20 protein-coding genes and 5 pseudogenes are annotated in these 22,053 nt (G+C 58.6%); 17 read left to right on the plus strand and 8 right to left on the minus strand.

Features of this window, described 5'->3' with window-relative positions; all coding sequences use genetic code 11:
* Positions 1-429 precede the first annotated feature (429 nt).
* From ISN39_RS06395 to ISN39_RS06425, 7 genes and pseudogenes are all read left to right on the plus strand, one after another.
* On the plus strand, positions 430-1,170 hold the full coding sequence (locus ISN39_RS06395) for an ImuA family protein (protein WP_194729490.1): 741 nt from the start codon (positions 430-432) through the stop codon (positions 1,168-1,170).
* Positions 1,091-1,273 (plus strand): annotated as a pseudogene (locus tag ISN39_RS37840) (DNA polymerase Y family protein); the annotation flags it as partial. The gene ISN39_RS06395 and the pseudogene ISN39_RS37840, both read left to right, overlap by 80 nt.
* A gap of 37 nt (positions 1,274-1,310) precedes the next feature.
* Positions 1,311-1,993: pseudogene (locus tag ISN39_RS06405) on the plus strand (OB-fold nucleic acid binding domain-containing protein); the annotation flags it as partial.
* Between the two features lie 138 nt (positions 1,994-2,131).
* Positions 2,132-2,830 (plus strand): GntR family transcriptional regulator, encoded by a 699-nt coding sequence (locus tag ISN39_RS06410; protein ID WP_194729491.1) that lies wholly within the window; start codon positions 2,132-2,134, stop codon positions 2,828-2,830.
* Between the two features lie 86 nt (positions 2,831-2,916).
* Positions 2,917-3,441 (plus strand): flavin reductase family protein, encoded by a 525-nt coding sequence (locus ISN39_RS06415; protein ID WP_194729492.1) that lies wholly within the window; start codon positions 2,917-2,919, stop codon positions 3,439-3,441.
* A gap of 10 nt (positions 3,442-3,451) precedes the next feature.
* On the plus strand, positions 3,452-4,933 hold the full coding sequence (locus ISN39_RS06420) for a 4-hydroxyphenylacetate 3-hydroxylase N-terminal domain-containing protein (RefSeq protein ID WP_194729493.1): 1,482 nt from the start codon (positions 3,452-3,454) through the stop codon (positions 4,931-4,933).
* A gap of 2 nt (positions 4,934-4,935) precedes the next feature.
* A complete protein-coding gene (locus tag ISN39_RS06425; protein WP_210388706.1) occupies positions 4,936-5,316 on the plus strand; it encodes a cupin domain-containing protein in 381 nt (126 codons plus the stop codon).
* Between the two features lie 49 nt (positions 5,317-5,365).
* Here ISN39_RS06425 and ISN39_RS06430 read toward each other — a convergent pair whose 3' ends face one another.
* Positions 5,366-5,986 (minus strand): tyrosine-type recombinase/integrase, encoded by a 621-nt coding sequence (locus tag ISN39_RS06430; protein ID WP_194729495.1) that lies wholly within the window; start codon positions 5,984-5,986, stop codon positions 5,366-5,368.
* A 186-nt stretch (positions 5,987-6,172) separates the two neighbouring features.
* On the opposite strand from ISN39_RS06430, the gene ISN39_RS36130 reads away from it, so the two are divergent.
* The 4 genes and pseudogenes from ISN39_RS36130 to ISN39_RS06445 form a co-directional block, all read left to right on the plus strand.
* A complete protein-coding gene (locus ISN39_RS36130) occupies positions 6,173-6,640 on the plus strand; it encodes a hypothetical protein (protein ID WP_246763287.1) in 468 nt (155 codons plus the stop codon).
* A 5-nt stretch (positions 6,641-6,645) separates the two neighbouring features.
* A complete protein-coding gene (locus ISN39_RS36135; protein ID WP_246763288.1) occupies positions 6,646-6,936 on the plus strand; it encodes a hypothetical protein in 291 nt (96 codons plus the stop codon).
* A 102-nt stretch (positions 6,937-7,038) separates the two neighbouring features.
* Positions 7,039-7,320 carry a GYD domain-containing protein gene (locus tag ISN39_RS06440; protein WP_233450651.1) on the plus strand — a complete coding sequence of 94 codons (282 nt, stop codon included), beginning with the start codon at positions 7,039-7,041 and terminating at the stop codon, positions 7,318-7,320.
* A gap of 68 nt (positions 7,321-7,388) precedes the next feature.
* A pseudogene (locus ISN39_RS06445) lies at positions 7,389-7,534 on the plus strand (DUF2277 family protein); the annotation flags it as partial.
* 183 nt (positions 7,535-7,717) lie between these two features.
* Here the strand turns inward: ISN39_RS06445 and ISN39_RS06450 are convergent.
* The 7 genes and pseudogenes from ISN39_RS06450 to ISN39_RS06480 form a co-directional block, all read right to left on the minus strand.
* A pseudogene (locus ISN39_RS06450) lies at positions 7,718-8,713 on the minus strand (tyrosine-type recombinase/integrase).
* Complete coding sequence (locus ISN39_RS06455) at positions 8,710-9,291, minus strand: tyrosine-type recombinase/integrase (RefSeq protein WP_246763355.1); 582 nt, start codon at positions 9,289-9,291, stop codon at positions 8,710-8,712. The pseudogene ISN39_RS06450 and the gene ISN39_RS06455 overlap by 4 nt, the downstream one beginning before the upstream one ends.
* 701 nt (positions 9,292-9,992) lie before the next feature.
* A complete protein-coding gene (locus ISN39_RS06460) occupies positions 9,993-13,790 on the minus strand; it encodes a vitamin B12-dependent ribonucleotide reductase (protein WP_194729496.1) in 3,798 nt (1,265 codons plus the stop codon).
* A gap of 582 nt (positions 13,791-14,372) precedes the next feature.
* Positions 14,373-14,963 (minus strand): hypothetical protein, encoded by a 591-nt coding sequence (locus ISN39_RS06465; RefSeq protein WP_194729497.1) that lies wholly within the window; start codon positions 14,961-14,963, stop codon positions 14,373-14,375.
* A gap of 169 nt (positions 14,964-15,132) precedes the next feature.
* The gene (gene gpt, locus ISN39_RS06470; RefSeq protein WP_194729498.1) at positions 15,133-15,627 is read right to left on the minus strand and encodes a xanthine phosphoribosyltransferase; all 495 of its coding nucleotides are present in this window, start codon (positions 15,625-15,627) and stop codon (positions 15,133-15,135) included.
* Positions 15,628-15,793: 166 nt separating this feature from the next.
* Positions 15,794-16,636, minus strand: coding sequence for a universal stress protein (locus ISN39_RS06475; RefSeq protein ID WP_194729499.1), 843 nt, complete (start codon positions 16,634-16,636; stop codon positions 15,794-15,796).
* Between the two features lie 97 nt (positions 16,637-16,733).
* Positions 16,734-17,510, minus strand: a complete 777-nt coding sequence (locus tag ISN39_RS06480) for a competence/damage-inducible protein A (protein ID WP_194729500.1) — start codon at positions 17,508-17,510, stop codon at positions 16,734-16,736.
* Between the two features lie 267 nt (positions 17,511-17,777).
* Here ISN39_RS06480 and ISN39_RS06485 point away from each other — a divergent pair.
* The 6 genes and pseudogenes from ISN39_RS06485 (at position 17,778) to ISN39_RS06510 (ending at position 22,052) form a co-directional block, all read left to right on the plus strand.
* Positions 17,778-18,014: pseudogene (locus ISN39_RS06485) on the plus strand (hypothetical protein).
* Between the two features lie 482 nt (positions 18,015-18,496).
* Complete coding sequence (locus ISN39_RS06490; protein ID WP_074067663.1) at positions 18,497-18,763, plus strand: hypothetical protein; 267 nt, start codon at positions 18,497-18,499, stop codon at positions 18,761-18,763.
* A gap of 276 nt (positions 18,764-19,039) precedes the next feature.
* Entirely contained in the window at positions 19,040-19,492 is a 453-nt protein-coding gene (locus ISN39_RS06495; protein WP_194729501.1) for an integrase arm-type DNA-binding domain-containing protein, read from the plus strand.
* Positions 19,456-20,235 carry a site-specific integrase gene (locus ISN39_RS06500; protein WP_194729502.1) on the plus strand — a complete coding sequence of 260 codons (780 nt, stop codon included), beginning with the start codon at positions 19,456-19,458 and terminating at the stop codon, positions 20,233-20,235. The genes ISN39_RS06495 and ISN39_RS06500 overlap by 37 nt, the downstream gene beginning before the upstream one ends.
* Positions 20,232-20,909 (plus strand): hypothetical protein, encoded by a 678-nt coding sequence (locus ISN39_RS06505; RefSeq protein WP_194729503.1) that lies wholly within the window; start codon positions 20,232-20,234, stop codon positions 20,907-20,909. The genes ISN39_RS06500 and ISN39_RS06505 overlap by 4 nt, the downstream gene beginning before the upstream one ends.
* Before the next feature lie 327 nt (positions 20,910-21,236).
* Positions 21,237-22,052, plus strand: a complete 816-nt coding sequence (locus ISN39_RS06510) for a HipA family kinase (protein ID WP_194729504.1) — start codon at positions 21,237-21,239, stop codon at positions 22,050-22,052.
* Position 22,053: the final 1 nt, after the last annotated feature.

The following is a 22,053-nucleotide window of genomic DNA, read 5'->3' on the forward strand; positions in this document are numbered from 1 at the left end:
GGAAAGCAAGCCTGGCAGCGATCGATGCCATCGGTGCTGTTCATACGAGAGCAACCGACGGTGAGCCGACGTCGAAGCTGCCGGAAAGACAGGTTGGCCCCATACTGCTTGACCAGAACCTTCCGATCAAGATCGCTTCTCCGATCACAGGCATCGCATTCGATGGTGATTACGGCGTCCCGATAGTCTCGCAATGTTGCGTCAACGCAGGAATTTTTTCTCATCCGTAAGATATCATACGCCCTGTGGATCGCCTGCGGCTACTGCATTGAATTCCCTTATGGATCGCTGGCTCGGTGCCGCTGCGGATGAGGTGTTTACACAAATCCACCCGACACGCGCCCGTTGACTCGAATTCCGGAAAGGAACAAATGTAGAACATACTCGCTTTTGGACGAGATGGAACCCTGATTTTGGCGAAGGCTACCGATGGCGCAAGTGCGCGCAAACCCTGTCATCACCGAACTTCGAGAACGCATATCGCATCTCGAAAGCAATCCGGCGCGGCGAAGGCAGACCTTACCGTTCGGCGTCCGCGAGATTGATGACCACCTGCCTGGTGGTGGGCTGTCCTTTGGGGCGATCCACGAGTTCGCCGGTGGCGGGGCAGGGACTGACGCGCTGCTCGCAGCCGGGATCGCCGCGCGAACGAAGGGCAAGGTGATCTGGTGCCTTACAAGGCCTGACCTCTTTTTCCCGGCCCTGGCGCAAGCCGGTCTTCATCCGAACCGGGTCGTCTTCGTTGAGGCCGAGAAGGAGGAGGATGTCCTCGCGTCCGTGGAGGAAGCTCTGTCGTTCCGCGGGCTCGGAGCGGTTGTCGCCGAACTCGTCCGCCTGCCGATGACGGCCTCGCGACGGTTGCAGCTCGCGGCCGAAAAGTCCGGATCGATGGGACTCGTCGTTCGACGATGGCGGCGGCAGACCGAGGCGAGCGACTTCGGCCAGCCGACGGCGTCGACGACACGCTGGAGAGTGAGTGTGATGCCGTCAGAAGAGCTCCCGGTTCCCGGCGTTGGTCGAGCACGGTGGTTCCTCGAGCTGATGAGAGTGAAGGCGGGCGAGCGCGCAGAGTTTACAGTTGGAGCGTGTGATGCCGCGGGTCGTATCGATCTTTCTACCGGATTTGCCAACGGACAGGATCAGGCGGGCCGATCCGTCCATTCCCGTTGACCAAGCGATCGCGGTCATCGCGCGCAGCGGTTCCAAGCGCTGGGTCTCTGCTGCCGACGCCGCTGCGAGGAAGGTCGGCGTCCATGTCGGTATGCCGGCGGCACATTGGGTTTCCATACCGTCGGCGAACTTTCCGCGACAGGCTCGGGATGCGTCTGGTCAAGGGATTGGCCGTTGCCGACGCCGCGCGGATCGTCGCTGCGAGGATGAACTCGTCGTTCGAATCCGTCGATGACGTCTGGCGACGGTCAAACGTTCCAACCGAAGCGCTCGTACAGCTTACCCAAGCCGATGCTTTCCTACCCTCTCTTGGGCTCCAGCGCCGGGATGCCATATGGGCGATGAATGCGCGTGACGGCCGTTGGCTGATGACGGCGGGGCTCGTCCTCGTCCGTCAAAAGCCTGGGTCCGCCAAAGGCGTCATGTTCATGACGATTGAAGACGAGACCGGTCCGGCGAACGTCGTGTTCTGGCCGAGTCTGTTCGAGCGGCGTCGACGCGTCGTTTCTCGGAGCGTCGATGATGGCAATCAACGGCCGCATTCAACGGGAAGGGGAGGTCGTGCATCTTGTCGCTCAGCAGTTGTTCGACCTCTCAGGCGATCTTTCCGGTCTTGCCGAGCGCGACATGGAATTCCGGTTGACGACCGGGCGCGGTGACGAATTTGCGCACGGCTCGCCGGGAGCTGCGGATTCCCGAGACCGGGCTGCGGCGAGGCCTCGTGACATATTCGTTCCATTATGCCGAACTCGGCATAAGGGTATTTATCCCGAGCCCGATACTATGCCGAGCCCCATTCCCTAAAGCCCGAGATTTCCGGTAATCCAACATTGAAAGCTCGGCATAATTCGAACGTGTTGGTTGGAAGGCCGGGTTCGGCCCAGAGCGGCCATTCCTGTCAAAGGAGTCATCGTCGAAATGCGCTTGACTTTGTTATACGCATCTTGTATGCAACATGCTTATGACAACCAATTCAGCCAGCGGCGCTGCCGCGCTCCAGCGAGGTGATGCAGCGCAGGATGTCGTTTATGCCTGGCTGAAGCAGCATGTGCTGACACTGCCGCGCCATGAGACGACGTTCCTTACAGAGGCGCAGGTCTGTCGGGAAACAGGCGTCTCGCGAACCCCGGTCAGGGAGGCGTTTCTGCGACTGGAGGCCGATGGCTTATTGCGGATTTTGCCCAAGAAGGGGGCATATATCGCGCCGATCACCGAGATTGAGGTTGACGCGATCATGCAGGCACGCGGCCTAGTCGAGGAATGGTGCGCACAGCAGGCAAGCCGCTTCGGGGTGGACTTGGCCGCTGAGTTGGACCGCCTGATCGCTCAGCAGGAGAAGGTCCGAAACGATCGCGTCGCGTTCATCGAAAGCGACCGAGAATTTCACCGGGCGATCGTGAGGGCTGCGGGCAATCCTGTTCTGGCGACCTTCTATGAGAGCCTTCGCGATAGACAGGTTCGAATGGGGGTCCATGCGATCTCTGTCGGCAGCCGCGTTGACGAGGTGCTGTCGGAGCATCGGGCAATAGCGCAGGCTATTCGGACCTCTCAAGCGGACGAGGCCGCCGCGGCGGTCGGGGTGCATTTGGCTCGGACTTTGGCAGCATTGCGGGCACCTACACTCGGCGACTGGTCGCCCGGCTCGCGCGCGGTGGTATAGGCTCGCAGCTTGCGGCCAGGTTAGCAAAGAACGCAGAAATTACAGGATTGGCAATCAGATAGATCAAATCGACATCGGGGGAAGCCATGGAACCGGTCATGGACGTGCGTTCATTCAGGCAGGCTTTAGGGCAGTTCCCGACTGGGGTATGCGTGGTCACCAGCACGATCGGCGCGGAAAAACTCGGCGTCACGATCAGTTCGTTCAACTCGCTGTCGCTCAACCCGCCGCTGATCCTTTTCTCCATTGATCGCCGGGCCGCCAGCCTTTCCCAGTGGGCGGAGGCGGAGGGCTACGCGATCAACGTGTTGTCTGAGAACCAGGCGGATTTGTCGAGCCGATTTTCCAAGCCGCTTTCCAACAAATGGGAAGGGATCGCCTGCGAGACGATAGTCGGGCATGGTATCGTCCTTCCAGGAGCTGCAGCAGTGTTCCACTGCGCGCCTTGGGCTGCCCATGACGGTGGCGACCATCTGCTGTTCATTGGCAGAGTGACATCATTCCAATCGTTTTGGGACCGCCGGCCGCTCGTGTTCAGCAAGGGCCGATATGCCGCGCTAGAAAGTGAGAGGCACAACGAAGCGTCCTGGCCACTAGCCATGCACTATTGAGGGGGATGACATGTTGAAAACGGGTTCAGAGCATATCGAAACCCTGCGGGATGGCAGGCACGTGCTCATCAACGGAAAGCGCGCCGACGATGTCACGATCCATCCGGCCTTTTGCCAATCCATACAATCAGTGGCGCGGCTCTACGATTTCCAAAGCGCCGAGCAGAATCGCTCCCTCATGACATACGAGGTGAACGGCGTCGGCACTGCAAGCCGCATTTGGCAGATGCCTGGCAACCATGCGGAGCTGGTGGAGCGCCGAAGAGCGCTGGAGACCTGGGCAACGTTGCATTGCGGTTTCCTTGGCCGTGCGCCGGACCATGTCGCTTCCTGTCTGGCCGGCATGATGATGGGAATTGAGGTCTTTCAGGCCTACGATCCGAAGCGAGCCGACGCCCTTGCCGACTACTATCGATACGCCCGCGACAACGACCTTTACCTGACCTACGTGATCATCAACCCTCAGGCTGACCGGTCGAAGAGCGCAAGCCAGCAGCAGGACGGCACCTTGACGGCCGGCGTTGTCGACCAGGACGCGGAAGGTCTGACAATCCGCGGCGCAAAGATGTTGGCGACAGGCGGCATCATGGCCAACGAGGTGATCGTCACTTGTATCCAGCCGCTTTCACAAGGAGACGAGCCCTATGCAGTCTCCTTCGCAGTGCCCATGAATGCAGCCGGGCTGAAGATCATGTCCCGCAAGTCGTATGAAGAAAATGCAACCAGCGTTTTCGACAATCCGCTCGCCAGCCGCTTCGATGAGAACGATGCGATCCTTTATTTCGATGACGTCAAAGTGCCGTGGGATAGGGTTTTCATCAACCAGGACATCCACATGTGCCAGCAGCAGTTTCATGCGACGCCCGCCCATGTCCTGCAGAATTACCAGGCACAAATCCGCCTGATGGTGAAGATGCGATTTCTTCTGGGGTTGGCACATCGCATCACCGAGACCAACGGCATCGTCAATTTCCCGCAGGTGCGCGAAACGCTCGGTGTCCTGGCGGCCCAGAGCGCGATGGTCGATGCGCTGGTGCATGCCATGGAGGTCAAGGGACGAAACTTCGGTGCCTACTTCGTCCCGGATGCGCACACGCTCTATTCGGCTCAGGTACTCACGCAGAAGCTCTATCCGGAAGTGATTTCGGCACTGCGTGAACTGGCCGGCGGCGGACTGATCATGCTGCCCTCAAGCGTCGAAGACTTCGCCGATCCCCAACTCAAGGCTCTGATCGAGAAGACCCAGCAATCACCATCCACGAGTGCCGAAGGGCGGGTGAAGCTCTTCAAGCTGGCCTGGGATGCGATCGGCTCCGAGTTCGCCTCGAGGCATACCCAATACGAGATGTTCTATGCGGGCGCGAACTTCGTCACCAGGAATCACAGTTATAGAACGTGCGACTGGCATTCCGGCACCCGATTGGTCGATCAGATGCTTGATTCCTATTCGCTCGAAAACGAACTTGGAGCCCTCGCGGCAGTGGCGGAATGACCATGCACCCGTCCACACTGAAAGAGCACAAGGAATTCCATCAGGTGGACATGGGACAGGGGTGGCATGTCCCTCCTGGCTACCCGGAGGGAATAGAGCAGAAAATACTGGCGGGGCGGCTTGACGAAGTGAAGGGCGAAGGCAACCGGACACGATTGCTGCGTTTCCTGCCGGGCGCGCGCACTGAAAAGCCGTTCGTGCATGACTACTGGGAAGAGGTCTATCTTCTCGAAGGCGACCTCATAGTCGGCGACAGGTCCCCCGAAACATATCCTGCTCATACCTACGCATGCCGTCCTCCAGGGGTCTCTCATGGGCCATTCAAATCAGAGATGGGCTGCTTGCTGCTGGAGATTCACTATTATGAGACGACATTGAGATGACCACTTCTGGCGCGGGGGCGACCACCGGCTTTCGCCGATGGTCAGGTCGTCATAACTCGATCTGCTCGGCAATCCGCAAAGCGTCATCCACCTCTACGCCGAGATATCGAACGGTACTTTCGAGCTTGGTGTGACCGAGAAGGATTTGGACCGCCCGTAGATTGCCTGTGTTTTTGTAGATTTGTGCCGCCTTTGTCCTTCTCATAGAGTGCGTGCCGTAGGCGCTCGACTCTAGCCCGATACTCGCGACCCACCTGTGGACGATCCTGGCATACTGCCGTGTCGAGATGTGCTGCGATGTCTGTCGGCGGCTTGGAAATAGATAACTTCCGCCATTCCTTCGAACGAACGGGAGCCAAGCTGCCAATGCAGTTTTCGTCTGCTCCGTCACCTCGAACTGGACTGGGCGTCTCGTCTTTTTCTGAATGATTGTTGCACGATCTCTGATCGAAGCACCTGACCAAAGGTCTTCAATCCTTAATCGGACGAGATCACATGCGCGGAGCTTGCTGTCGATGGCGAGGTTGAAAAGTGCCAGTTCACGGGTCGCACCGCTCATTTCGAGCCGAACCCTTATTGACCAGACATTCCTGGGTTGGAGCGGACGCTTTTGGCCGACGAGTATTCCTTTGTTCCAAGGACGCCGGGAACGCAACACAACAGATTCCATGATTATGCCTCCGCCGCTCCTCCCACCTCGTCGCCGCTTTGGGCGGGACGGACAATAGCATCTTCGGCGGTTCCCGGCCCGAAGCGGACGAAGTCCACACGCGAAATCCTCCCAGCAGCAGTCGTCACAAAAGCGAAAGCCTAAGAGCTGCTGATGTCCTTGATCTGACGCGCGGAGGACAGTCATGTGCAATTGGCGCAGCATGGTACTGCGGCGGTATCGTCACTCATCTTTCAGGCGTGCCTTGCACATGCGCAAGAGCCCCCGAAGGCTGAACCGATCTTCTCAAACCCTGGACCCGATGCCGATGAACACGGCCAGCAGCTTGGGTATCCAGTTGGTTGGCCTTTGGACAAGCCACAGAATATGGTCGGCAATTATAGCCATGCAGATCAGTTGACCCCGACGCGTACGGTAGCTGCCGCCGAAAAAACTTCGTCGTTGTTGCGGGCTCAGACCGAGATTTCTGTCTCGTATACTTTCGGCGACACTTATACTTTCGCTTCAAGCACTGCCACTCTGGCGGAGTATCTGGCCCGCAATCCAACGACGGGGTTACTGATAGCGCACGACCAGACCATATTGTACGAACACTACCAATATGGCCGTACCGATCACGACCGATTTCTTTCGCAATCGATGGCAAAACCATAACTGCCATGCTGATTGGAATTGCGATCTCGGAAGGTGCGATCCACTCTGTAGATGACACGGTGCAAACCTACGTGCCCGAGCTGACGGGTAAAGAGATCGGCAAGACGCCGATCCAGGCTTTTCTCCACATGGCGTCCGGCATCGCTTTCACGCAGACCTCTCAAGGAGCTGATGACCGCACGAGCGACGACGCGAGGCTCGATAGAGAACTTTTCGGGAAAGACAAAATCAGCACCATCGACCAATCTAGCGCTCTGCGGTCCGACGCTCGTCTAACGCCAAGTTTTTTGAGATAATAAGTATTGGGCAGATCACCCGATCTGCCCATTATCGAGGGAGGATGTCCTATGCCACTTTTCGTAACAACAGGGTGCTATACAGCCACGTCAGCGAAGGGAATGATTGACAATCCATCGAACCGAGAAAAGGCGGCCCGTGGCGTCATGGAAGCAGCGGGCGGGAAACTGCATTCTTTCTACCTCACGACCGGCGAAACCGACTGGATGGCAATCACGGAATTCGACGATGGTGCTGACCTGATCCCCGCACTTCTCGTCGTCAGCGCATCGGGAGCCGTATCGAATGTCAAAACCGTGCGAGCCTACACGGGCGCGGAATTCAAGGCTGCGCAAGAGAAGGCGGGCACAATCGCATCTTCCTACAAGCCCCCGGCAAAATAAGCAGACCACTGGTTGAAACATCTCTGGCAGCGGATCGAACCTCCGCTGCCAGAAACGATGTGTTGGCGCGCAATGAGGCCGCATTCGAGCGCGTCAGTTCGATCGCGGCATGTCCCGCGAGCTGCTCGATTCGCTGGAGACCTCTCAACCTCCTCGCGATCGCGAGGAAGTAGCGGCAAAGGCGCGCGCGAGAACGGCGATCCGGTTCGCGTAAGAGAGTCCGTCACGCACAGGATCAAGTTGGCCCGTTTGCGGTGTTGAGAAGAGCTTAGAAGATTCGCAGCACTCCGCAATGGCCGGTGTTGGCGCTTTCCTGCCTAGTGAAAGTTCCTCGATGATTGGTGGGCTCGGCATGACATCGCGGCCCTCACCGCGATGTCAATGGCTCCGGCAGGGATCAAAGTTTGTCAAGAAACGCCAATAGCTCGTCGCCAGCCCTGAACCGGCCAGGCGATTGTCCATTGAACGGGTCGATCTTGGCTAGAGCGGCCTCCTTGATTGCCAGGTGGGCATGCAAGTACGGCTGTGTGGACCGCGTGGACTCATGGCCTAGCCACAATGAGATCACCGTGCTGTCGACACCGGCATCCAGCAACTCCATCGCCGCGCTATGTCAAAGGTCATGGGGTGATATCCGCTTTGATCGTAACGACGAGCAGCCCTTCGACGCCGTCGACACGTATTTTGCCAGAAGATACTGAACGGCATCAGGACTCATCCGCCCGCCGTGAACGGTCGGGAAAAGAGCATTGCCGTTTCCAACCGGTGGCTCGTCCAACCAGGACCTGAGCGTGACATTGAGCATTCTGGTTATCGGCGTAGTGTGTTCCTTGCGTCCCTTCCCGAAACACCGGATATGCGCCCCTGTGTCGATGGTGACAGCACTTCGATCAAGGCCCACGAGTTCCGAGAGCCGCATCCCTGTCTGCACGGCTGTCAGCATCAAAACATGGTCACGACGCCCAACCCAGGTTCGTCGATCAGGAGCCGAGAGGATCGCTTCGATCTCGTTACGGGTGAGAAATTGCACCTCCCGCTTCGACCCGATCTTCCCTGGGATCGCAAGGACGCGCTGTATCTGCCCACTATATGCTCGTTCCTCGAAGGCCAGGAAGCGGAAGAAGCACCGGATTGCCGTCAGCCGAAGGTTATAGGTCGCAGGGCTGGCGTGGCGCTCGGAGTCCAGATCATCAAGGAACGCGACAACCAGCTCCGCATCGAAATCCTCCAGTCGAAGATCAGACGGAAATTTGCCGGTTCGACGATGTGCGAACTTCAGGAAGAGCTTGAATGTGTCGCGATAGGAGGCAATCGTATGTGGGCTCACGTTGCGGTGGCGAGCAAGGCGCTGCGCGAAGAAGCGTTCAATCAACCGAGGGAGTGGATTTGTCATTCGGCGACCTCCCACCTCGCGTCGAGACGACGTTTTGCCTCGCCTAAAAGATCGGGATGCGCTGTCAGATACCAATAGGTGGCGCTGACATAATTGTGCCCGAGGTAGGTCGAAAGCTCCGGTAAGCGCCGTTCGATGTCTTCGCCATCCTGGTACCAAGACAGCAGCGTTCGAACGGCGAAGGTGTGGCGGAGATCGTGAATCCTGGGACCGCCACGCTCATCCGGCTGCCTCAGCCCCGCCTGGCGTGTCCAGAGGATAAAGGAGAAGTGTGGGTTGGCATGGATCAGGGCCCTGCCAAGGTCTCCGGTAAAGAAGTATTTGCTTATCCGTCTGACCGGGTGATCGTCACGGATTGCCGCATATCGCCGAAGCGCCAGCGTCGTACTCGGATGCAGCGGCACGATGCGGGTCTTTCCGAACTTCGTCTCGCGGATCGTCAGCATGCCTGCTTCCAAATCGGCGTCCTCACGAAGCAACCGCGCCGCCTCTGAGAAGCGAAGTCCGGTGGATGCCAGCAAGCCGAAGAAGTAATGATATGTCGGCCCTCGGAAGCTTCCAGGATGCAGGTCGAGCATCGACTTCAGGAGATCGGTGATCTGTTCGTCTGAATAGATGAAAGGACGCGGTCTTCGTTGTGGTGGAAAGATGTGCGGAGGCGGAATCTCTGTTTGGGGGTCGACCACCTGGAGGTGGCGGGCAAAAGCTCTGACCGTCGAAAGGCGCGACGACCACGTTGCGGGACCACATTGGTGGCTTGCCCACTCCACCGCAGTCTTCGCGGTGACCCGCAGTTCGCCACGCGCAGTCGCATACCTCACAAAATTGCGCAGGCGGCTCTCCTGAGTCTGGAGTTGATCGGTTTCGTGCCGCGCCTGAAGGCGTCCAAGTTCGGAATGTACGAAGCTCGCTCTAGGCTCTAGCTGTAGTCCATTCCGTCGGTCCCTAGATCGAATTCATGACTTCATCTTGGGTGAGGTCTCTGCCCACATTTCTTAGTTTTCCCGTCATGCGTTGTGAAAACAGAGCTTCGTCGGCTGCGAAGTGGGCTCCGCTCCTCAGCCCTGTCTTCCTAAACGGAATCCGCCCCGAAGGGCGGATGCTTCTTTGACGCGGCTCGCCTTCGCGCGAACCGCGGGCGAGTAAGAAGGCTTCGTCGGCTGCGAAGTAGGCTCCGCTCCTCAGCCTTGTCTTCCTAAACGGAATCCGCCCAAAGGGCGGATGCTTCTTTGTCGCGGTTCGCTTTAGTGCGAACCGCGGTTCGGAGTAAGAAGAGTAATCAAGAGCACCCACTTGTACTTCCACACGTATCGCACTTCTCGCAGGTCCCATTCCGTACCATCGTGAAGTTCTGGCACTCGGTGCACATATTGCCCGTGTAGCCCTGCATGATGGAGCGGGCGCGGCGTTCGGCTTCGACCTTCTTGGCTTCGGTCTTGGCAGAGGCTGCGTCGGCAGCGGCGGCGTCGGTGAAGAGCGTGCTGGATTCCTCAGCGATCTCTTCGGCGATTTCCTCCGCCAGTTCCTTGGCGCGTTCCTCATAATCGCGCTTGAAGGCGACGACTTCGGAGGAGGCGGCGACGGTTTCGAGCTTGCGCACGGTGTTGCCGGCAATCGCCGTGATCGTCGCGCCCGAGGAGGCGCGGACAGGGGCGGCGGTTGCAGCACCCTTGATCTCCGATGCCGCGCGCTCGGTCGAGTTTCCGGAAACCAGCGTCGGCTTATAGCCGCGAGTCAGGCCTTTGGAGACGACGTCCGCCTTGCCTTCCGACACGCCGCGGCCGAGCGCCGTGTTGTTGAAGTCGGACGTATCGACATGCGCCAGATCGTGGCGGCCGAGATAGGAGATGGCGAGTTCGCGGAACACGTAGTCGAGGATCGACGTCGCATTCTTGATCGCGTCGTTGCCTGTGACGATGCCCGCCGGCTCGAACTTCGTGAAGGTGAAGGCATCGACATATTCCTCGAGCGGCACGCCGTATTGCAGACCGAGCGAGACCGAGATCGCGAAGTTGTTGATGAACGCACGAAGGGCCGAACCTTCCTTGTTCATGTCGAGGAAGATCTCGCCGAGGCGGCCGTCGTCATATTCGCCGGTGCGCAGGAAAATCGTGTGGCCGCCGATCTTTGCCTTCTGGGTGTAGCCCTTGCGGCGGCCCGGCAGCTTTTCCTGGCTGCGCACGACCTTCTCGATCACCCGCTCGATGATCTTCTCGGTGACGGTGACGGCCTGGGCGGCGGCTGGCTGGGCCAGCAGTTCCTCCAGCGCGTCCTCGTCGCCTTCGTCCTCGATCAGCGAAGCGTTTAGCGGCTGCGACAGCTTCGAGCCGTCGCGGTAAAGCGCGTTGGCCTTGAGGCCGAGCTTCCAGGAGAGCATGTAGGCGCTCTTGCAATCGTCGACGGTTGCATCGTTCGGCATGTTGATCGTCTTGGAGATCGCACCCGAGATGAAGGGCTGGGCAGCCGCCATCATGCGGATGTGGCTTTCGACCGAGAGATAACGCTTGCCGATCTTGCCGCAAGGATTGGCGCAATCGAAGACGGCGAGGTGCTCGTTCTTGAGGAACGGAGCGCCTTCCAGCGTCATCGCACCGCAAACATGGATGTTTGCAGCCTCGATGTCCTTCTTCGAAAAGCCCATGTGGTCGAGCAGGTTGAAGCTCATGTCGGCGAGCTGCTCGTCGGAGACCTTCAGCGTGCCCTTCAGGAAGTCGAGCCCAAGCGTCCACTGGTTGAAGACGAACTTGATGTCGAAAGCGGACTTCAGCGCCGCGTTGACGGCCTCGACCTTCTCGTCGGTGAAGCCCTTGGCCTTCAGCGTCGAGGGGTTGATGGCGGGCGCCTGGTTCAGATTGCCGTGGCCGACGGCGTAAGCTTCGATCTCGGCAATCTGGCTTTCGGAGTAGCCGAGCGTGCGCAGCGCTTCCGGTACGGCACGGTTGATGATCTTGAAGTAACCGCCGCCGGCAAGCTTCTTGAACTTGACGAGCGCGAAGTCGGGCTCGATGCCGGTCGTGTCGCAATCCATGACGAGGCCGATCGTTCCGGTCGGCGCAATCACGGTTGCCTGGGCGTTGCGGTAGCCGTGCTTTTCGCCGAGTTCCAGTGCCTTGTCCCAAGCGCTCTTGGCGTGCGCGGCGAGATCCTGGTCCGGGTTTTCGCCGTGGATGAGGGCGACGGGGTTGATCGACAGGCCTTCATAGCCGGACATCTCGCCATAGGCGGCGCGGCGATGGTTGCGGATGACGCGCAGCATGTTCTCGCGGTTCGGCGCAAACATCGGGAACGGGCCGAGTTCAGCAGCCATTTCCGCCGAGGTGGCATAGGAAATGCCGGTCATGATCGCCGTCAGGGAGCCTGCGATGGCGCGGGCTTCGTCGCTGTCATAAGGAATGCCGGACGACATCAGCAGGCCGCCGATATTGGCATAGCCGAGACCGATCGTGCGGTATTCGTAGGAGAGCTCGGCGATGCGGCGCGACGGGAACTGCGCCATCATCACGGAGATTTCGAGCACGACGCTCCACAGACGCACGGCATGCTCGTAGTCGGCGATGTTGATCCGCTTTGTCGCCGCATCCTTGAACTGCATGAGGTTCAGCGAGGCAAGGTTGCAGGCCGTGTCGTCGAGGAACATGTATTCCGAGCACGGGTTGGAGGCGCGGATAGGGCCGGCGGCCGGGCTGGTATGCCAGTCGTTCATCGTCGTGTTGAAGTGCAGACCCGGATCGGCCGATGCCCAGGCGGCATAGGAGATCGTTTCCCAGAGGTCGCGGGCCTTCAGCGTCTTCATGACCTTACCGTCCTTGCGGGCCGTCAGGTTCCAGTCGCCATCGGCTTCGACGGCGCGAAGGAAGTCGTCGCGGATCGAGACCGAGTTGTTGGAGTTCTGGCCGGAAACGGTGAGGTAGGCTTCACTATCCCAGTCCGTGTCGTAGGTCTTGAACTCCATGTCCTTGTAGCCCTGGCGGGCGAACTGGATGACGCGGCTCACATAATTTTCCGGAACCTGGTCCTTCTTGGCGGCGCGGATTTCGCGCTTGAGGGCAGGGTTCTTGGTCGGGTCGAAACAATCCGCATCGGCGCCGCCTTCGCAATTGAAGCAGGCCTTCATGATCGCCTTCAGGTGCTTGGCGACGATCTTCGAGCCGGTGACGAGGGCTGCAACCTTCTGCTCTTCCTTGACCTTCCAGTTGATGTATTCCTCGATATCCGGATGATCGATGTCGACGACGACCATCTTGGCCGCACGGCGCGTCGTGCCGCCCGACTTGATGGCGCCCGCCGCACGGTCGCCGATCTTCAGGAAGCTCATCAGGCCGGAGGAGCGGCCGCCGCCGGAAAGCTTTTCGCCCTCGCCGCGCAGATATGAGAAGTTGGAGCCGGTGCCGGAGCCGTACTTGAAGAGGCGGGCCTCGCGAACCCAGAGGTCCATGATGCCGCCTTCGTTGACGAGATCATCCTCGACCGACTGGATGAAGCAGGCATGCGGCTGGGGGTGCTCGTAGGCCGACTTGGACTTTGTCAGCTTGCCGGTGAAGGGGTCGACGTAGAAGTGGCCCTGGCCGGGGCCATCAATGCCGTAGGCCCAGTGCATGCCGGTGTTGAACCACTGCGGGGAGTTCGGGGCGACGCGTTGGGTAGCGAGCATGTAGGCGAGTTCGTCGCGAAAGGCAGAGGCATCTTCCTCGGACGAGAAGTAGCCGCCCTTCCAGCCCCAGTAGGTCCAGGTGCCGGCCAGACGGTCGAAGACCTGGCGCGCATCGATTTCGGAGCCGTACTGCTGATCCTTCGGCAGCTCCTTGAGGGCTGCCTCATCGGCAACCGAACGCCACAAGAAGGAGGGAACGTCGTTTTCCTCGACCTTCTTCAGCCTTGCCGGAACGCCGGCCTTGCGGAAATATTTCTGGGCAAGGATGTCGGCCGCGACTTGGGAGAACTGCGCGGGAACGTCGATGTTCTCAAGGCGGAAGACGATCGAACCGTCGGGGTTCTTGATCTCGCTCGTCGCCTTGCGGAATTCGATGTCCGCGTAAGCGCTCTGGCCTGCCTTTGTGAAACGGCGTTCTATGCGCATGTCCTTGCACCTCTGTTTGCGCGCCCCATCCCCGTTGACCAGGACGCAAGTTTCCTCATCCGGCAGCGCCGGAAGATGCGCAGCCAGCTCTCGTTTCCGTACCGTCACAGGAGTGTCATCCGGAGATGTCTTTCCTGTATCTTGTGGTGATGGTGGCTGCAAACACTAAATATAGTATTAACAGCTTATTATCGCCAGCCCCGGATGTCACTTTTTTGGAGGTCAAAAATCGCGCAAAGGTCCCCTCACGGCTGCCATCCATCATGGATGTAACACCCTGATTCCACGCTCGAATTTTGAAGAGAACCGGCCTCGTTAAACCCGGTCCAGCTGCCGCCGCAACATCGGAAACCATTAAGTGAGAAATGGGCGATTCCGTCAAGGGGTGGTTTTTAACGAAGCGTTCACCACAACATATTGTGGACGGCCCTGTGAAGACTGGGGAAAAGCCTGGAGGCCCTGAATTTCAGGGCTTTGCGGGCTTCAGGCACCTGGAAAGCGAGGATGAAAAGAAAAAGTTAGCCGAATCCAAATCTAAGGATGGCATTTTCGGCCCGGATCGGCATCGCGATTCGGGAGGCCTCACATCGCATCGAGCGCGACGGTCACGGTGGCAATGCCGATCGCCGCTCCAGCCTCGTCGCGGATGGTGAAACTGGCCTGCGCCTCGAGAATCTGCGTGGTCTCGTCGCGCTCGGCGCGATCGACGAAAATCTCGTCCGAATCGCGCGCGAAGGTCTGCAGATATTTGTTTTCGTCGGCCTGCCAGAAATCCGTCGTCACTCTGCTCTCGCCGACATTGAGCCCATTCCTGTCGGTAATGAAGAACTCGACGATAACGCCCTGCGATGCATCCTGTTTTTCCTTCAAGTAGCGCGAAACGGGCGTGGATAGAATGGCGGACACCATCTGCAGGGCGCCGGTTTCCACTTCGGATCGGTAGGTCGAATCAAGGACCTGGATATCCGTGCTGCTGACGTCACTGAATTTGGCGTTCTGCTCTCTGATCGCCGCGAGGACCATCGGCGTGCTGACCATCGGCCGGACGACGGTATCTACATAGTCGCGGACGACGGCGACATAGGCGGGTTCGGCAAAGGCCGGCACGGGCAACAAAGAGGGGATCGCCAGCCCTGAAGCGACGACCGCTCTAACCCAACCCCGGTATGCCATTCCCCTCTTCCTTGCTCCGCGCGTTTTTGCCCTCGCGCGATCCGTGACCCGGCCCTTGGCACGTCGCTCGGATGCGCGCGTGCAGGCCAGGCTCGCATCATACATCTGCAGTATTACTAAGATGACAATTCCGCGTGGAGTTTATTCGTGCCGGAATGGCCCGACGCTGTCAGCGCGGACCCTTGGCGATCGGCTCCTGATAGGTGAAGCCCATGTCCCAGGGGAAGTAGATCCAGGTGTCCTGGCTGACCTCCGTGACGAAGGTGTCGACCGTCGGCACGCCGAGCGGCTTTGCGTAGACGCAGGCAAAATGCGCCTTGGGCAGCATGGCGCGCACTTGCACCGCCGTCTTGCCGGTATCGGTGAGGTCGTCGATGACGAGGATGCCATCGCCGCCATTTTCCTTGAGCTCCGGCGCAATGCCCTTCAGCACCACCATATCCCCCTGGTTGACGTAATCATGATAAGAAGCGACACAGACCGTTTCGATCAGGCGGATGTCGAGTTCGCGGCAGATGATTGCCGCAGGAACCAGGCCGCCGCGGGTGATGCAGACAATGCCCTTGAATTCCTTGTTGAGGCCGGCGATGCGCCAGGCAAGCGCGCGGGCGTCGCGATGGAACTGATCCCAGGAAACGGGAAAGGCTTTATCGGGAAAAGACATCGAACTGCTCCGCGGCATGAAAGGAAAACCCGCCGGCGACCAAGCGCAATCCGTCAAACGCAAATCGCGCAGGGCCAACCCGCGCGAAAGGAAGTTCCGGAGCCCGTCACCGGTTGCCGCAATTAGCGGGATTTGCGGGTAAAACGCAAGTCCCGCCGGTGCTTCGTCAACGGGAGAGGAGGGTGAGCGCCGTCATCGACTGCAAGAGCGACTTCGTCGTGCCGCCGAAGATCATCTGCCAGAGGCGCGAATGGGTGTAGGCGCCCATCACCAGGAGATCGATGCTGCTGTCGGAGAGGCGGTTTTCGATGACGTTCGAGGCGCTCTTATGGGTGCCTTCCGCAACGGCAAGCATCGCCTTCACGCCGTGGCGGGAAAGCGTGGCTGCGATTTCCGCTCCCGCCAGGCCCGCCGTCTGCATCGCAGAATCCACCGGATCGACGGAAAAGACCTCGACTTCGTCGGCAGCCTTCAGGATCGGCATGGCATCGAATGTCGCACGTGCGGCTTCCTTCGAGCCGTTCCAGGCAATCATCACGCGTTTGATCGCTTTCGGTTGCCGCAAGATATAGGGGATCATCAGGACCGGACGGCCGCTTTCGAAAAGAAAGCTGTCGATATCGACCTGGCTGTCAGATGGCTTGGAAGGGTCCGCTTGCGAGGCGATCAAGAGGTCCGCGCTGCGGGCGCTCTCGATCAGCGGCGCCGAGCCGTAGCCCGCCGAGGTGGCGAAGCTGCGCCATTCGAATGATGCGCCGGACGCTTCGGCTTTCTGGCGGAAGATGCGCTCCACTTCCACGGTCTCGGAATGCGCCATGTCCTGCAGCGCCTGAACGGCGACTGGATCGGGAATTTCCATCGGAGCGACCAGCGGCACGGCCGAGATGTTTTCGGCGTGGAGACCGATGACATGGGCATCGTTTTCGGCGGCAAGCGCAAAGGCAAAATCGGAGACCGCACGGCTGTTGTCGGCCGTATCGAGAATGGCGAGTATGGTCTTGTAAGGCATATCAATTCTCCTCGGCGGCTGAAAATGGTTTCGTAAGCAGGAAATGCGTTGTCGGTGGAACGGTTCCTTGGTTGTTCGAGGGCGGTGTGTTGCTGCTCTAAGCTTCGGCGGACCGGTTTTCGTCAATCTCCCTGGTCCTACGAATGTTCTCGATCATGGCGTGAACCTCAGCGCCCGCTGCATCGACAGCCGCCTGCGACCGGCCGCGCACGACGATCTCCGTCGAGAATTTCTGGCCGACATAGCGCGGATAGGAGCCGATGCTGGTGTCCGGGTGCGCCTTCTGGATGGCGGCCAGCAGCATGCCGATATCGCCTTCGGCATAGGGGCAGGCGATCGCCAGCGACAGCACGCGCTGCCCGGTGCGAAGCATCGGCAGCACATTGTCGACCATGGCCTGAAACACCTGCGGCACGCCCGCCATGACGTAGACATTGCCGATGACGAAGCCGGGGGCAGTCGACACCGGATTGGCGATGTGTGCCGCCCCGCGCGGCATGCGCGCCATGCGCTTGCGCGCTTCGGTGAATTCCATCTCGCGGCGCTTGTACATGTCACCGAGCAGTGTCATGGCAGCAGCATCATGGTCGCAGGGAACGCCAAAAGCCTTCGAGACTGCGTCCGCGGTGATATCGTCATGCGTGGGGCCGATGCCGCCCGAGGTGAAGACGTAGTCGTATTTGCCGCGAAGGGCGTTCAGAGCTTCGACGATCGCATCCTCGTCATCGGCGACGATCCGCACCTCCTTGAGATCGATGCCGGAAAGCTGAAGCATATCCGCCAGATGGCCAATGTTTTTGTCCTTGGTTCGGCCGGACAGAAGCTCATCGCCGATGGCCAGCATGGCGGCGGTGATGACGGTTTCAGTGCTCATGAGAGATATCCTGATGGGGCTTTGCTATAGGTAGCGCCGTTTTCCCGGCTTGCAAATGGCGGCACCCGGTCGCGGCAGAAGGCGAAGGAAACGGTAAGTGCATTTAGTCTACATACATTGAACGCTGAGTTCTGCGCAGGCAGGTCATGCTCAAGGAAGCGCGCTGATAGAACTTCCGCCGGTCAACCATTCAATCCGTGCCGCAGGGGAGTTCGTCATGGCGAGGTCCTAGTTCTTTACTATTCGGCCTGTGGCCATATCGAAACCATGGCATATGCAGTTGCGGAAGGCGCGCCAAGTCTGCGGGCGCCGAAGTCACCGTAAAGGGCGTTCCGGACCTGATTCCCGAAGAGATGGGTGTCGATGAGATCAAGGGCGGCTCGCCCCCACGGCGCGTCCACGATCACCGACGGCGATGGCTCGCGCCAGCCTTCAGCAATCGAGCTGGAAGCCGCGAAATACCAGGCCGCGCACGTCGCAAAGATCGCGGCGAAGCTCGGGTAAGACGCTTTCCGATCAAATGGTAGAGGCGGCGCGGCTCATCGCTGCGCCGTTGCTTGGCCGCAAGAGGTGCTTTCGTGCAATTCCTCTTGATTTTAACCAAAGCAGCATTCACGCGGCGCCAAAGTCGGCCGCTACCAGTGAAACTGCAGGGCTATGACCAGCAACATGGTCCCGGCAAGCACGCTCCCGAACAAACACGCAGCGGCTGTTTTGTAAAACCTGAGACGCCGCGCCCTTTCTCCACTCCAATCGTAAACCATCGTCTTACTCCCACAAGACAAGCTTACACGCATCGTGGCACTGTAATTCGTGCATCCGCAAAGGCGCCTTCGAGCCCTGCCGCCTTTCAGACGCCGGCATAAAATCATATTTATTGGGATTGATAAAGATGGTGGGGCGAGACCAGTAGGCGCATAGTTCTTTCCGCCGCGGCTGTAAGACCTGCGATTTCGTCCTGTGTGCCAATAGGACCGGAGATTTTGATGCGCGCTGTTATCGCTTCCCTGCTGGTCGCCCTTGCCCTTGCCGGATGCAACACGGCTCCGCCGGAGCCCATCCGCGGCAGCCTCACCTATGGCAGAGTCGTCCACGTTCCCGCGCGAGCGGGATACACCGTCAAGCACGAGTTTCCGGACAAGTTCGGATACCGGGTCTACGAAAGATACGTGGTTCAGCCGGATGGAACGCTGAAGCTCATCTCCCGCCGAACCGGCTCCGACTACTGGCACTTTCCCCGGATGAAATGGTGAGTGGACTGCCCGGCGTCGCAAAAACCTCGCGTCACGGCTGCGTGCTGGTGCGGGCGACGGGGATCGAACCCGTAAGGATTTCTCCGAGGGATTTTAAGTTAGTTTTTTGGGCTAATCCCTGATACCCTGAAACCCACCAAAAATCGCTTAAAATCCTTGTAAATCATGGCTTTCACGTGTAATTAAGGGATACCACAATTATGTATTAGGGCACATCGGGGTATTACAAAAATGTACCCTGAGATATACCCTGAAAGCCGAGGGATTTTTTTGAAAATGCCGCTTCTTTCTGAGGATTTTATCCGGCGCGCGAAATTGCCGGAAGGCGTTAATGAGAAGGTTATCCGCGATTCAAAGTTGACTGGCTTCATTCTGCGCATGCGCCGAAGTGCGGCTGGCGAAACCGTTAAGGCGTTCTTCGTTGAGCATGTTGTCGATAACCCCGACGGTTCCAAGAAGCGTTCAAAAACTTCGGTTGGTATCTATGGCACATTCACGGCGAACGCCGCGAGGGCAGAAGCGCAAACGATGCTGCAAGCTGCCAAGCGTGGCGAAGACCCCGCCGCCGAGCGCGCGGCCAAGAAGGCGCGGAAACGGTTTGAGGCCCTTGTCGATGAATATCGCGAGAAAAAGCTTATCCGCCGTAAAGATTCGACTCGGAAGGATTACGAAGGCCGCATCGGCGTATCCTCTTGCCATACTTCAAGGGCAAGTTCGTTGATGACATAACAACGCCAATGGTGGCCGATTGTCACTTTCGAAAAAGGGCCAATCCGACCGATGCCAACCGCGCAATCGCGGTTCTTTCGGCCATTATGAAGCATGCCGTTCAGCAAGGCATGCGCGCCACTAACCCTTGCAAGGGCATCGAGCGCTACCAAGAAACCGCGAAAGACGATTGGATTGACGAACATCAGTTGCCGGCTTTCCTCGACAAACTGGACGCCGTTGTAACCCCCGTCGGCGATCTCTTACGCTTCATGGCGGTAACCGGGTGGCGCGTTTCTGAGGCGCGCTTGATGCGTTGGGAATGGGTCAACTTACGCCGCCTCATAGTTCGCATACCCGATGAAAACTCAAAAATCGGCGTAATTGACAGACACCTTTCCGCTGACGCCGCTGAATTGATTAACCGTCAATCGCATCGCGAAGGTTTTGTTTTCAGCAACAGGGAAGGGCGCTTTCCTACCAATTACAAGGACGTGCGCAACGTTCTGGCTGACACATGCAAGGCGGCAGGAATTCCCAAGCTTACGCCGCATGCCCTTCGCCACACGATGGCAACACATACGGCGATCGCCGGGGCGACTGCTCATGAATTGCGAGAGGCGGGCGGATGGAAAACGCTTGCGATGGCAAACCGCTACGTCAGTCGCGCGGAAGCCCTTGGCAAGAGTGGCGCGGAAAAGGCGGCGGCGGCGATCAACATTCACCGCAAACCCAAAGCCGACGTGAAGGAATTCACCCGATGACTGATTCGGCTCTTTTATGGGAGCGGGTCGAACGGTTTTCGTTTTCCGAAGATGCCCAAAACCAAATTATCGACCTTTGCCAGCCGTTGAAATTTTCGACCGAAACAATGGCGTGCCGTGAACCGGGCTTAACAAACCGGTCCCCCGAATTCTGCTGCATCGAATTGTTTGAAGCGAAGGCAAGGCTTTCCCTACGCGCCTACATCGACAGCCCGCGCGTTACGGCGAAGGAAGAGCGGGGGCGCTTCGAACGGATAGAGTCTACGGTGCGGCAAGCGCATGAACTGTTGCGCCACGCGGAACCATTTCTTTTCCCGTGGCGGCTCGACGCATCCAACCAAATTCTGGCTGACTTGCAGCATATCGCCGACCAAGCTCGCGAGGCCGCCAGCAATGTTGACAAAGAGTTCCAGGCCGATCCGTTCAACAGCGTTCACGATCCGCACCGCTTGCAATTGTGCTTAGCGATGTTGTGGCAACAGTTCCTTGAGACCGAAGCGCCCCCGGTGAACTCCCGTAGCAGCGCCGCCGCCCGTCTGTTGCTTGCCACGGTGAATCCAGCGATGGCGTTTGCGCGCGAATATCTCGGCATTCGGCAGGCGCGGCCTCTGACTTCTGACAATGCGGAATATGCTATCCGGCAACTTACATCGCACAAATTCACCGATCAGTGACTTCCCTTTCTTCCGTTCGGGAAAGCCCACAGCGCATTCCAGCCCTTTGCCGGTATTGACGACCGCAAACGCCTTGCGCGCTTCTTCGGCCACCGCCTTGATATAGCGAACTACCGGCAAGCTTCGAGGCGTTCAAGGATCACTCCGGCGCTCTTGTTTCGGCAGCACACGTGATGCGCTTGCAGCGCCTTCGTCCCTCGGCAAGGTGCAACTTGGCCCGAGGCGGCCACTCCTTGTCCGTGACTTTGTGGGAGGCGACAATCGCAGAAAACCAACACATTGAAGTTGTCGCGTCGCTGGTGTACGACCAACGCGACGGGGGCGAAATTGCTGGCTGGGGTAAATTGGCGACCTGCGCGAATTCAGCGCGTGAATGCGGTGTTGACTACGAGCACCAAGCCTCTGCTCGTGGTCACGGATGCTGGCACAGCGCTTGTGAAGTATATGGGCAACCGGGCAGGGATAGATGCTCTCGTAACCGAGTTGCTTGCCGCCGAATTAGCCGCCAGAATTGGATTGCGTACCCCAGATTTCGCCGTCGTAGTGATTCCCGAAATCGAGACTGCGGATCCTCTAATTACCGTTCAAGCTGGGCCGGCATTCTTTTCTCGTTGGGAGCAGGCGCAGAGCTTGTCACCAAATTCTAAGCTTCTGGCTAACCTGCGAACGCCAAGCGACGTGGCACGTCTTGTGGTATTCGATACTTGGATCAGAAACAAGGACCGCTTTGCGGACGATGCAAATGGTGGCGTCCTGAACTACGACAACATCCTATTCAAGGCGGACAAGCGCAAAACACAGCTCCTGGTCATTGATCACAGTCATGCGTTCGCGGAGACGTCGCTCGCGAACGAAGTCAATGATTTTTGGGCAACCGAGCAAACGGTTTACGGATTGTTTAATGAGTTCGCCGCAATGCTGACGCGGCAAGATGTAAAATCGGCGCTTAATACCATATGCGCCGTGGCTATTGGTGAGATAAGAGATATATGTCACTCGCCGCCGCCCCAGTGGGGCTTCACGGCAGGCATGGCCAATCAATTGGCTGGCTTGCTGGTGGAGCGGGCAAAACGGATGACAGAGTGGCTGCCAGACGCGATTTTCGATCAACTGGAATTTGATCTTGATAGGAAGGAGGCATGAG

Origin of the sequence: Rhizobium sp. 007 (assembly GCF_015353075.1) — a bacterium.
Classification (GTDB): domain Bacteria; phylum Pseudomonadota; class Alphaproteobacteria; order Rhizobiales; family Rhizobiaceae; genus Rhizobium.